Raw genomic sequence first — 12626 nt, 5'->3', positions numbered from 1 at the left:
ATCGCGACTCTACTTTGCTAGGGTCAATCAAGCTGTTCCAGCAAAAGAGCGGGTCGCGGCGATCTAGTGTTCGGTGCTCACCGGTTCGCCATGGCCATGAAGTTTGCCGGGGAGATCGAAAATCAGCGCCTTTACGCCAAGTATCCAAACAGCCCCGAGAAAGATTCTCCGCAGCCATTTCTCGGCAAGACGCACCACAAATCTTGCGCCCAATGTAGCTCCGAAGAACATCGTTATCCCGAGAACGATGCCAAGTCTGTAATCAATGAGACCGCGCCACATGCAGATTGCCGTTGCAATCGCCGACGAACAGATGTTCAGCAGTTTGGTCGTGGCAATTGCCTCTCGGAATGAGGTGCCGAACGCCGTCACGAACACTGCCGTCAAGATCGTCACATAACCGCCGCTGAAAAATCCCCCATACATCCCCAGAATGAAGGTGGGGAGATAGCCGATTGTTTTCCTGCTGGCAGAGTGAATCACCACCTTGTCGCTGCCGGCCTTTCGATAGAAAGCGGAAAAAAGCGCCACGCCGATCATTGCGCTGGGAACAATCACAGAGAGGGAGGTGACGGGAACAAACAGCAGAAGAATGGCTCCGATCACTGAGCCAACAAACGTCAAAAGCATCAGCACACCGATAGGTTGGTGATCGACGGATTTCGCTCTACTGAGCGGCAGCGAAGCCCCGATGCTTAGAAAAGTAAGCGCAAACATATTGGTGGCCAGAGCGGTTCGGGGCTCGATATGAAACTGAAGCATTGCCGGAACAGTGATCAGGGAGGTGCTTCCTGTCACCACACTGATGGCGCTGGTCGCAAAAAAAATCGCGATGAGGTAGATCAACTGAAGGCTGCTCAAGGTTTCGCCCTGTTCAGCACGGTCAAGTTCGGTGGGCCTATCGCATTTTACTGCTCTGGACCCGACCAAGTTGGGCGGATTGGTACGTGTTCTGAGTTCTTTAGGCGCTAACCCTCGTCTTGTGCGTGAGTGTGAAACCGCATCGTGGCTAGCTCGCAAAAACAATTTGCATTCGCGACAGGGAGGGGCCTATATTTGCGACGTTCTCATTTCGTATTTTGCTGACCTTCACTGGGAAGTAAGACATGCTTCTTGCTTTGCTTGATGGCCCCGTACCCATCCCTTGCTGGTCCAATGCTGGACGAACTTTGAAGCTGTATATCGGTCGAACTTCTGTTAGATGAAGCCTGCTTTGCAGGTGCTTGCGCAGTATTTTCTGAGCCACCGGTTGACGGGCGCAGACCATAGCTGCTGGACTGCCCGACCTCTGGTAAAGCCCGCGCCGACTGCGCCATCCGAGTCGTAACACAGACCAAACCGCGAAGAATTAGGAGGAGCAAAATGGCCGATTTTACGCGCAGTAACGCCTGGAAGAATGGCGGAACCTTCGACAACAAAGATCTTTACTGGTACGCAATCGGAGTCCAGGCAATGATGGCCCGGTCCTTGGACAACACCGCGAGTTGGTGGTTTTTTGCGGCCATCCATGGCGAATATGTAACGCCGGAGAGCTTGAAGAATCCACGAGCCTTTCCATGGAGCGAGATACCCGGGGCGCCTGCCGTTCCAATTGTGCCTCTTCCGGCCAAAGCCACCTATATAACATTTTGGAATCAATGCCAGCACGGAAGCTGGTATTTCCTGCCATGGCACCGTGGTTATCTGCTGGCGCTCGAAGCACAGATAAGAGAGGAGATAAAAACGCTCGGTGGGCCCTCCACGTGGGCTCTGCCTTATTGGAACTATTTTGGACCCGCTCAGGAGTACGATATTCCACCTGCCTTCACGGCGCCCACGCTGCCGAACGGGAGCCCGAACCCGCTCTTACCCATTGCTCGATATGGCCCGATGAATAGTGCCGACCAAGCGAATATCTGGGTTGCGACAGAAGCTGGGATTCAAAATCACCCGCCGATTCCGACCGACCTTTTCTACGGTCCCGTGACTCTAGATTCCATGAATCAACCCATCTTCGCGGGCGATAACCGGGTGCCAGAGTTTGGAGGACCGCAAACGGGATTTAATCATTCCTCAGGCACACACGGCGACCTGGAGGCAAATCCGCACGATCTTGTCCATGTGTATGTCGGAGGCACTTCTCCCGATGGTAGCGTTCCCGGTCTCATGAGTGTGCCTGCTCTGGCGGGACTTGATCCGATCTTCTACCTGCATCACGCCAATATCGATCGTTTGTGGGCGAGTTGGAACGTCACTCTCGGGAATCCAAACCCGACAGACCCCACATGGCTCAACGGCCCCGCTGCGGGAGGGAACCAAGAATTTGTCATGCCTTGGCCGGGCATTGGCAAATGGATTTATACCCCGCGAGACATGGGGAATTTCAACCAATTGGACTATACCTATGATGACCTAACCAGACCCGGCGGAGCCGTCAATGTGATCGCGGAAAGACTGGTGAATCTGGGGGCGGCCATTAAAGTCGAGGGATCCAAGATGAGCGCATCTGTTCCGGAAGGCAAGAACATTGAATTGGTGGGCGCGAGCTTATCTCCATTGAGAGTCGAGGGGGAAGGAGCGCATACTCTTGTGAGGCTCCAGCCTGAGGTTCGCCGTCAGTTGACAGCGAGCCTCGAAAAGGCCGCGGTCTCGTCTCCACCGGACAGGGTCATTCTCAATTTAGAAAATGTCCGTGGTACGCGAGACACACAAATCCTGAATGTCTTCATCAACTTGCCACCAAATGCCAAGCCAGCGGAACATCCTGAACTTTTAGCAGGAAGCGTGGGGTTGTTTGGCATTACCGACGCCAGCTTCGAGTTGGGAGATCACGGTGGTGAGGGCCTCAATTTTGCTTTAGACATATCCAAAGTGGTGGACAAGCTTCACTTAGGGAGCGCTCTTGATAGCGATTCTCTGGGCGTCACGATTGTGCCCAATAAGACCATCGCAGATGAGGACCAGATCACGATTGGGAAAGTCAGCATCTTCCGAAAGGGACTCTGACCTATGACCTACGAGGCGCGTGAATTCGCACGGGTTGCAACTATGGTAGGGATGATCAGTGTGGCCGCCTGGATCTGTCTGCTTGGCCCAGGCGGAGACGCACTCGTTCCCCATCAACATACTGGCCAACATTCATCCATGTTGAGGACCATGCCCGCCCACTTATTCATGGCGTCATTCCCAGGCCAAAAGCTCATTGTGGGCTGGGTTGTGATGTTCGTTGCGATGATGTCTCCGATGTTGATTGCCCCTATCTGCCACATACGTCTGCGAAGTCTTAAGTGTCGTCGGGTGCGCAGCGTGGGCCTTTTCGTAGTTGCTTATACGATCACCTGGCTGGTGTTGGGGTGTTGGATGCTTACCATGGCGGCGGTGATAACAACCCTGAGAGCGAGATCCTATCTTCCGATTGGCATCATTTTGGCCATCGCCCTCATATGGCAATTCTCGCCGGTGAAGCAATGTTGTCTGAACGGGTGTCATCGTTACAGCAGGCTCGACACGTTCGGACTTGCAGCAGATATGGATGCGTTGCGGTATGGTGTAACCCATGCAATTTGGTGCATCGGCTCGTGTTGGGCGTGGATGTTATGTCCGATGCTGCTGCCGCATGGACACTTGATCGCTATGGCTGCGATTGGCATCTTGCTATTCTGCGAGCGCTTGGAACAACCGACACTCCCGTCGTGGCGTGTACGAGGAGTGGGCAAGGCAGCACGAATTGTAACGGTAAAGACCCGTATTCACCTTCGTCTGAATGAAGCAACCTCTAGTCAGCCTCAGTAACTAAGCATCAGCCAGCCATGCAGTCCCCATCTCGAAAGTTTTACATCTCACTGGGTTCGCTACGGATGAGCAAGAAGTCAGGTTGATGGTGAAAAACTTGTCTGAGTTGAAGCATCTCTCCCCTAAGATGTCAGTTTGCATGGCAGAGACCACTATCTTCTTCGAACCGGCTTGCCCGAAAGCTTCCGTGAGTTTGAATCTTCTGAGCGCCGGTCCGGTTGCAATTCACTCATCTCAGGTTGCAGCTTCTCAAGTCTGGTGGTCTTTAATCCGGTCGAGAAGGACCATGTGGTGGCCCCACGGCAATTGTGCGGCAAGCTGCTGCACAATTGATTCGTCCGGCCATTCGCCGGCAAATCGGCGCATGTATTTCGACAGCCAACTTGCCGGCTGGCGTCGCACGGTGGTGCAAGAGCGGGGAAGTGGCGCATGCGGCCCGATCGAAGTGAGATCTCAAGGGTTCGTTCTGTCCACGACCAGGTTTCCAGAGAACGGTTGGGGGAAGAGCATTCGGGCAATTTCCGAAGGGTTATCTCCGTTCGAAACTCCGTCAAATTGCGTGCCGAAAGGGCTCCAAAAACGCCTTTCGACTCCGACTTATCCTAAAGAAAACAAACGTGCTCCGAACGCTACACGTGCCCTGTTAACCGAAGGGTTGTAATGGGTCGACTCCGATCTGCAAGACCATTAACCGACGCGCGATAAGTCATAACTAGTTAGCGGCGGCTCTGCATAAGGGCAAGCACACGATTCAGGCGGGGTTCGCCGCCGAGAATTCCATGGTTTTGTTCTTCGTGAGGAGAAGGCTTCCTTTTTGGAAAGGTGGCTTTCGATCATTGGATGAGTCCTCTGGTCGGGGCACCGGTGGCTGCCTGCAGTGTAGTCTTTTCCAGCCCAACGCCGGGATCTATCAGCGTCATGCTGTCACCGTCCGTCGTGCTCTCATCCAAGCATCCAAGTCAGTCAACAGGAACCTCCAGAGCCTCCTCTTGCCCTCGCCCAGCGCATAGGCGGGTAAGTATCCCTCCCTGGCCCAGCGGCTCACCGTTCGGCTGTTGAGGCAACCGAGATGAACGGCGGCCTCCTCTGCTGTCAGAAACTTTGCTGGCGTCTCTCCAAGAGGGCTCATGCTGCCACCTCCTCACGGAGATAGCCGCTTGGGATGAGGAGTGCCACCGGTGATGCGGGTTGCGGCATCAAGTCGCGGACATCCACAGGACGCATGTATCCGCTCACGGGTGAAATCTTCCGTGCCATGAGGGCTCGTCCTAGTTGCATTCTCATGCCGGCGTCGATCAATCGAAAGCGGGCCTGGAGAGCTTCAGGGAAGCTGCGCTAACCGCCGAAACTGTCAGCGCGATAGGGTTGTTGATCGACGCTGGCACAGGGCAAGATTACCCTATACAGGTGGCTAGGGTAATATATAGGATTACTTTCGAGCTATTGACCAAGGGGCTGGCTTGAGAGCCCATATGCTCGGGCATTGGAGATAAGCCGATGGCGACTCACAAATACAGAGAGATCCTGGAAAAGATTCAAGAGGACCTCCAATCGGGCCGTTACACTCCCGGACAAAGATTACCCAGCGAGACCGAACTGGTCAGGCGGTATGGGGCCTCGAGAATGACCGTTTTCAGAGCGATGCATGAATTGCAAACGATGGGGCTCGTCGTGCGCCGCGTCGGCTCGGGAACATTCGTTGCCCAAACTTCCAACTCAAAGAGCCATGTCTTTGGTTTGCTGATTCCTGAACTCGGACAGACGGAGATCTTTGAGGTGATCTGCAAGGGGATGATGGAGTCTCAAGACGCCGTTCGGCATTCGCTGCTCTGGGGGAACTCCACGTCCAAAGAGAACGAGAAAGAAAAAGTGGCAGAGCAGCTTTGCCAGCACTTCATTTCTCAAAAAGTTTCAGGTGTATTCTTTGCTCCGGTGGAGTTCTCGACTGGACGGTTTCGTGCAAATCACAGAATTGCGGAAGCGCTGGACGAGGCTCGGATCCCAATCGTGCTTCTCGACCGATGTCTTGAGACGTATCCACGTCGAAGCAGATACGACCTTGTCGGAATCGATAATCGGCGAACGGCATACCAGGCCACGGAACATCTGATTGCGGCTGGCGCAAAGCGCATTGCGTTCATCGCGAGGCCGAATTCGGCACCTACCGTGGATGCTCGCATCGCTGGATTTAGGGAAGCAATTCAGGCTCTTGCACCAACTCCAATTCGCGATTCGGTGAACCTTGGGGACGCGTCGGACCAGAAATTCGTAAAAGCTATTTTGAAGAAGGACAGCCCCGATGCATTTCTCTGCGCCAATGACTTTACCGCAGGCTTGCTGATGCAGACTCTCCTGTCGATTGGAGAACGAATCCCTGAAGATATAAGGATTGTTGGGGTCGACGATGTGAAGTATGCGGGTCTCCTTCCTGTACCGCTCACCACACAGCGCCAACCCTGCAGGGATATCGGCAGAATCGCTCTCGCGGTGATGCTCGATCGAATCGGTAACCCCGATCTTCCTGCGAGGGATGTTCTGCTCGGATGCCAGATGGTCGTTCGACAATCCTGCGGAGCCAAATCCAGGGAGCAGTAAAACGAACCGCCGCGTGCAGACAGACGAGCGCGACATAGAACCGCTCTCAGTCAGGCGACCATTGCGCTCGTGCAGCAGTTCATGACTCCGCGATCTGACGCCGCTTCAATCAAACATAAAAATTGAAGTGCAAGTTTTCCGAGGGCATTCTCCCCGGAGAGCGTTCGGTCTCGAATATCTTTGTGTCGGCAAAGTTGTATAGGTCACTTTTATTGAATGCCCTGCATTATGTGTTGACAACTATTCCTCAAGACGCATAAAAGTTGCCTTCGGGAATTGAAAGCAAGTTTGACGCTCTGCGATTTCCAATCGGCTCTCACTATCTCTGACCAAATGCTGAGAAATCAAGACGCGTCGGAATCGTAAGAGCACGAGCCACGAGTGAAAACTTCCAGGAGGCTGTATGTATGAGATTGTTTGTTCGCCGGAGAGTCAGATGACGGTAAAACCAGGGAAGTGTGCTTGGAATAAATCCGTATGGAACTGCATTTGGATTGCGCTCTTTGCGATCTTTGGCGTCGTGAATCCAAATTTTGTGAACGCGCAAACGAGCTACGGGAGCGTCGTCGGGACCGTAACGGATTCTGGAGGCGCACTCGTTGCAGGGGCGCAGGTCCAATTGACAAACAAGGGAACGAACGCAGGGCAGAAAGCGGTGACCAGTTCTGCGGGCACATACACGTTCATCAACCTCAATCCGGGCCCTTACAGCGTGACCGTGTCGCACGCGGGATTTAAAGCTTCAACGAACGATCAGGTGGAAGTCCAGATCGGCGGAATAACTCGCGCCGATTTGGCTTTGCAGGCGGGAGAGGTGACCGAGTCCATCACTGTAACGGGTACCACAACTGGCCTCCAGACCGATAACGCATCGTTGGGCGGCGTGATCGAGGGTCGACAGGTCTTGGAGGCTCCACTGAACGGTCGTAATGTGAACAACCTTCTCGATTTTGTACCGGGGGTGGTGCCGGGCGGCGGGACTTCAGGCAGCACTGTGGCGAACGGCGGAACCGGTCAGGTGAGCGCAAATACCCAGGCGATCTCATACGGAAACTATCAGATCGGCGGCGCATTCAGCGGGCAAAGCCTTTTCTTCATCGATGGCGTTGGATCTAATATCGCAGAAAACAATGTCAACACACTGGTCCCAACACAAGATGTAGTCCAGGAGTTCCGGGTTTCGACCAATAACGTTAGTGCGGAATTTGGTGGATACGGGGGTGGCGTAGTTCAGATCTCCACTAAAAGTGGTACGAATCAATTTCATGGAACCGCGTACGAGTATTTCCGCAATACGGCGCTTAATGCAAACGACTGGTTCTCTAACAACGCGGGTCTCGGCAAGGTGCCGCTCCATCAAAATCAGTACGGCGCCAACCTGGGCGGGCCCGTGTTGAGGAATAAGCTCTTCTTTTTCTTTAGCTGGGAACACGAATCCTTGAGTTCCGCCACCCCGGCCAGTTACGTTATGCCGACGACGGCGGAGTTGAACGGAGATTTTTCTGCAGACCCGCAGGTTATCTACGATCCGACAACCGGAAAACCATTCCCGGGCAATAGCATCGCTGGCAGGATCGATCCCGCAGCTCTGAAGATTCTTCAGCTTGAGACGCCGAATCAATCGATGGTGAAGCAGACCCCCTACGTCAACAATACGTTCGTGTCAGTACCCGCGGTGGGAGTTCAAACGCAGTACAACGCGCGCGTCGACGCCAACCTGGGCAAGGATACGATCTTCACACGCTACACGTTCTGGAACCCGCATAATGTGTCCGTCGACCCTTTCGGCAATAAGACGGGAGCGGGGCCTACAGGCAACTTCACTCAGGAAGCAGTTCTGGGAGACAACCATGTGTTTTCTCCCACATCGATCGCGGAAGTGCGCCTCTCCTATCTGGAGAACTATAACTTCCAAGACCCGCTGAGCAATGGCTTCAACATGTCGTCTATCAACAGTAATTGGGGGGCGATCCCAGGAGTTTCCGGGCTCAGCAATTACTCTCTTCCTGCGCTCGCAATCCAGGGGTATAGCGTAGGGCCAAACCTTTCACAGTTGCACTGGAACAATAACATCTGGGCGATCAACGGAAGCTTCACCAAGATTGTTGGCAGGCACAGCATTAAGTCCGGAGGCAATTGGAGACAGGTCCTATGGGAAGCATACGCGGGCAGCGGAGGAGTCAATTTGACCGCGATCCCTGGCTTCACCGCCAACGCGAATATACCCGGAACGGGCAATGCTCTCGCCTCATTTCTACTTGGCATTCCTTCGCAGACGAGTGTGACAGTAACAACTCCCACCTACGCGTTCCTCCACAATTACGGCCTGTTCGTGGAGGATACCTATCAGGCGACGCCTAAATTGACAGTCACTGCCGGTCTTCGCTGGGAACAACCGGGTGCATTTTCGGAAGAACACAACATCGACGCGGTTTTTCTGCCTAATGCGTCTCTGAGCATCGGCGGCATCAGTTCTTATACCAATCCGCTTGGCTCTTCTGTGCCACTCAAGGGGGTAGCCGCATTGGTGGCTTCGCCGCTCTATCCTTCTCGAAGGGAAGAGTCACTCCACTGGAAGACATTTTCCCCGCGTGTCGGATTAGCCTATCGCTTTGACATGAAGAGTGTGATCCGGGCGGGCTACGGCATTTCCTTCTTCCCGGCAGTTATGGATCAAACTGGTCCTCAGCTAAGTTCGCTCACCCGGTCAGCGACAAACAACGTGAATACGGTGAACGAGGCAATCGGCGCCACCGTAGCGAATCCATTTCCTAATGGGATCTCGCCGGCCCTTGGCCATTCCCAACAAGGCGTGGATAACCTCCTTGGAAGCGGTGTATGGGCGCGCGTCCCTGACCAGCCGCTTGGCTATTCGCAACAATGGAATCTGGCAATCGAGCGCTCAATAGGAAGCAGCACCACGGCAAGTCTTGCTTATGCTGGATCCAAAGGAACGCATCTGATTATTGCGTCGCCTTACACAGGTTCCGGCCTGCAACTTAATCAGATTCCTGACCAGTATCTATCTATGGGGAATGATCTTCTGACCCCGGTCGCGAACCCATTCTACGGGATCTTGCCTGCGGGATCCGTGGCCGGCGGTCCCACTATTCTCAAGGGCAGACTTTTGATGCCCTATCCTCAATATCCACTCGGCGTTTTGCAGCAAAGTGCTCGCATTGCCTCTTCTAATTACCATGCACTCCAGACATATTTCACCAAGCGTTTTAGCCATGCTGGCATAGTTCAGGTTGCATACACGTGGGCGAAGCTGATCAGCGATACAGATAACACAAGCTCTTTCCTCGACGGTCAAGGAGGTACAGGACTCGTTCAGGATCTGTACAACCTTCGAGCTGAGAAGTCGGTGAGCCAGCAGGACACCAGACACAACTTTGTGGCGAACTATGGGCTTGATCTGCCCTTTGGGCATAATCAGATCTTCCTCTCGCACATCAATCCAGTGACGAACGCCGTCATCGGCGGTTGGCGTGTCAACGGAATTACAACTCTCAGGAGTGGCGTTCCAGTTGCACTTACGGCGACCCCAAATACGTTGGCACAAAACTTTGGAGGCGGCACTCCGGGCTTCGGAGTGGGTAGCGGCATCATTCGGCCAAACTACACTCCAGGATGTAACAAGAGCGTATCGGGCAACCGCTCGGTCAGGGCTTTACAGTGGTTCAACACAAGCTGTTTCTCGGAGCCTGGCCCTTTCTCGTATGGAAATGAATCCAGAGTCGATACAGGAATTAGGGCTGCCGGAGTGGTGAACTTCGATTTTTCGGCCAATAAATACTTCAACATAACGGAGCAGGCCAAGCTGAAGTTTAGCGCTGAAATATTCGATTTATTCAATCATCCTCAATTCGCTGCGCCCGGTACAGGGCTGGGGCCCACCTTCGGTGTAGTGAACCATCAAAGCAGCATCCCCCGCACGGTTCAGCTTGCTTTGCGATTCAACTACTAAGGCCATCCAGCAAGCGCAACGCCACCCATGCGGCGCACCATAAATCCAGGTGCGCCGCACTACTACACCGCGGAGGTCCTCAAACAGTGGGATCTTCGACAGAGAATGATGAGAATTCTGATGACTCTTCGAACAGCACTGGCTCTTGCCATCATCCTTCCTTGCACCTTGTTTACAGTCTCTACAAAACTGTCCGCACAAGCCGCTCCTTCGTCGGCCTCAAATGTTATCGTTGCCCCCGACGGCGCGGTGCAGATTCCCAGTTACACTGTGCCGCCTTCCAGCTTTTTGAGCCCTAAAGCCAAAGCCTATATTGCGGAACATTTGAGAGATATGCAGAATCCTGAGCTTCTGAAGCAGGATCAGGGTGTGCCTCGTTTCATGAAGTCGTACCTGGAGCGAGATGCGAAGCTCTTTGCAGTCGAACGCAAGGAAACTTCTGTGGGGGGTGTTCATACTTATACCTACACGCCGCGGTCCAGTATATCCGACAAGAATAGAGCAAGGGTCTTGATTAACCTGCACGGCGGCGGATTCTCCGGTTGTTGGCCCGGCTGTGCGGAACTCGAGTCGATACCGCTCTCCGGGCTCATGAAGATCAAAGTGGTCACAGTCGATTACCGCGAGGGTCCGGATAATAAGTTTCCTGCCGCCAGCGAAGATGTGGCGAGCGTCTACCGTGAGTTACTGAAGGTTTACAAGCCGCGGAATATCGGCATCTACGGATGCTCAGCGGGTGGCATGTTAACTGCCATGTCTCTGGCGTGGTTTCAAACGCATGGACTGCCCACGCCCGGAGCCGTTGGCATTTACTGTGCCTCCGCAGGCGCGTTTGGCGGAGATGCGACATATATAGCCTTTCCCTTCGGAGAGGGGCAAATGCCTCCCACACGCCCTCCCGGCCAATCACAACTTGGGTATTTCAGCGGGACGGATATAAACGATCGCCTCGTCTCACCACTGAATTCACCCGAGATCGTGGCGAAGTTTCCGCCGACTTTGCTGATTACAGGCACCAGGGACTTTGCGATGAGTGGAACGATTCACACGGATACAGAGCTGACAAAGAGGGGTGTCAAGACGGAGCTTCATGTGTGGGACGGGCTGTTTCACGGGTTCTTTTATAACGCGGATGTGCCTGAGTCGCAGGAAGCCTTCAACGTAATGATCAGCTTCTTCGACCGCAACCTTGGGACGAAATAGCTCAGTTGAACATGAAAGTGTTGATACTGTTCTGGAACTATTCGTCTCAGGTAGCCGTCATGCCGTCCACGGTCTCGTAAGAAGAAACCTTGGAACCTCCGACAATCGTGGTGAAGGTTGTGGCGCGGTAGGTGCTGACGACGCGGACTCTAACACGCATGATTTAGTATTCTGGCTCATCGCTGCTGTGACTAGCGTTCGATCGGGAGGAGTCAAATGAAGGTTGGCATCAGCGCGTTTGCATGGACCTCGGCTTTTGGTGCCTCGCACCTTGAACTGCTGCCGATGATAAGGAATCTGGGTCTCCAGGGCGTAGAAGTTCCCATGTTCGATCCAGGTGTATTGCAGGTTGATAGTATTCGAGGCGCCTGTGAACGAAACGGTTTGATGCCTACGGTCTGCGCTATTCTCCCGAAGCAATATAACCCAATCAGTCCAGAGCGAGAAGTAAGACTCAGCGCTATCCAGCATCTAAAAAAATGCATCGGAGCAACTGCTGCTATGGGGGCCAAGCTCCTGGGCGGTCCGCTGTTCGCTCCTATTGGCTACCTGCCAGAGCATCGACCGACCAAAGATGAATGGTTATGGGCCACGGAAGTATTTCAGACTTTGGGCGATGATTTAAATGCCTATGACCTGACGCTATCGATCGAGCCGGTGAACCGTTCGGAGACATTCTTCTTGCGGACGGCCGAAGAGGCGAGTCGCCTCTGTGAGCTGATCGGCAATCCTCGAATCGGCGTCACGATCGATACGTTCCACGCAAATATTGAAGAACGTAGTATAGCCGAGGCAATTCGTAGTCTGGGTAGCCATTTAAAGCACATCCATGCGAGCGAGAATGATCGTGGACCGTTAGGTCGCGGGCACGTTCCCTTTGTCGAGATCGTCAACACGCTTGAAGAGCTCCAATTCGACGGATTCGTAATGATTGAAGGCTTCGGGTACAGCCTGCAGGAAAAGAGTGCCCCAGGATATCTGTGGGCATATCCAAATGTGTCGCCCGAGGCCTTTGTCTCAGAGAGTGTCCAGTTCTTGAAGGGAATCGCACCGAAGAATCACGCCCTCGGCTAAAGGGCTTGACCCG

Annotated in this window: 10 protein-coding genes; 6 read left to right on the top strand and 4 right to left on the bottom strand. The window is 53.7% G+C overall.

Annotation, left to right across the window (positions count from 1 at the left end; translation table 11 throughout):
* Nucleotides 1-63: 63 nt before the first annotated feature.
* Nucleotides 64-846 (bottom strand): sulfite exporter TauE/SafE family protein, encoded by a 783-nt coding sequence (locus ACIPR4_RS11515; protein ID WP_013568840.1) that lies wholly within the window; start codon nucleotides 844-846, stop codon nucleotides 64-66.
* A 516-nt stretch (nucleotides 847-1362) separates the two neighbouring features.
* Between ACIPR4_RS11515 and ACIPR4_RS11510 the strand changes: the two genes are divergently transcribed.
* Nucleotides 1363-2985, top strand: coding sequence for a tyrosinase family protein (locus ACIPR4_RS11510; RefSeq protein WP_013568839.1), 1623 nt, complete (start codon nucleotides 1363-1365; stop codon nucleotides 2983-2985).
* 3 nt (nucleotides 2986-2988) lie between these two features.
* A complete protein-coding gene (locus ACIPR4_RS23515; protein ID WP_013568838.1) occupies nucleotides 2989-3771 on the top strand; it encodes a copper chaperone in 783 nt (260 codons plus the stop codon).
* Nucleotides 3772-4020: 249 nt separating this feature from the next.
* Here ACIPR4_RS23515 and ACIPR4_RS23510 read toward each other — a convergent pair whose 3' ends face one another.
* The 3 genes from ACIPR4_RS23510 to ACIPR4_RS23320 all read right to left on the bottom strand — a co-directional run bounded on the left by ACIPR4_RS23510 (nucleotide 4021) and on the right by ACIPR4_RS23320 (nucleotide 5028).
* Nucleotides 4021-4137, bottom strand: coding sequence for a DUF1016 N-terminal domain-containing protein (locus ACIPR4_RS23510; RefSeq protein ID WP_144312409.1), 117 nt, complete (start codon nucleotides 4135-4137; stop codon nucleotides 4021-4023).
* A gap of 550 nt (nucleotides 4138-4687) precedes the next feature.
* The gene (locus ACIPR4_RS11500) at nucleotides 4688-4900 is read right to left on the bottom strand and encodes a helix-turn-helix domain-containing protein (protein WP_013568837.1); all 213 of its coding nucleotides are present in this window, start codon (nucleotides 4898-4900) and stop codon (nucleotides 4688-4690) included.
* Nucleotides 4897-5028 (bottom strand): hypothetical protein, encoded by a 132-nt coding sequence (locus tag ACIPR4_RS23320; protein WP_013568836.1) that lies wholly within the window; start codon nucleotides 5026-5028, stop codon nucleotides 4897-4899. The genes ACIPR4_RS11500 and ACIPR4_RS23320 overlap by 4 nt, the downstream gene beginning before the upstream one ends.
* A 240-nt stretch (nucleotides 5029-5268) precedes the next feature.
* On the opposite strand from ACIPR4_RS23320, the gene ACIPR4_RS11490 reads away from it, so the two are divergent.
* The 4 genes from ACIPR4_RS11490 (at nucleotide 5269) to ACIPR4_RS11475 (ending at nucleotide 12613) form a co-directional block, all read left to right on the top strand.
* Entirely contained in the window at nucleotides 5269-6366 is a 1098-nt protein-coding gene (locus tag ACIPR4_RS11490; RefSeq protein ID WP_013568835.1) for a GntR family transcriptional regulator, read from the top strand.
* 403 nt (nucleotides 6367-6769) lie between these two features.
* Nucleotides 6770-10336, top strand: a complete 3567-nt coding sequence (locus tag ACIPR4_RS11485; protein ID WP_013568834.1) for a TonB-dependent receptor — start codon at nucleotides 6770-6772, stop codon at nucleotides 10334-10336.
* A 120-nt stretch (nucleotides 10337-10456) separates the two neighbouring features.
* Nucleotides 10457-11539 (top strand): alpha/beta hydrolase, encoded by a 1083-nt coding sequence (locus ACIPR4_RS11480; protein ID WP_041586682.1) that lies wholly within the window; start codon nucleotides 10457-10459, stop codon nucleotides 11537-11539.
* A 216-nt stretch (nucleotides 11540-11755) separates the two neighbouring features.
* Nucleotides 11756-12613, top strand: coding sequence for a sugar phosphate isomerase/epimerase family protein (locus tag ACIPR4_RS11475; RefSeq protein ID WP_013568832.1), 858 nt, complete (start codon nucleotides 11756-11758; stop codon nucleotides 12611-12613).
* Nucleotides 12614-12626: the final 13 nt, after the last annotated feature.

Origin of the sequence: Terriglobus saanensis SP1PR4 (assembly GCF_000179915.2) — a bacterium.
Classification (GTDB): Bacteria; Acidobacteriota; Terriglobia; order Terriglobales; family Acidobacteriaceae; genus Terriglobus; species Terriglobus saanensis.
This window is presented reverse-complemented; position numbering and strand designations above follow the sequence as displayed.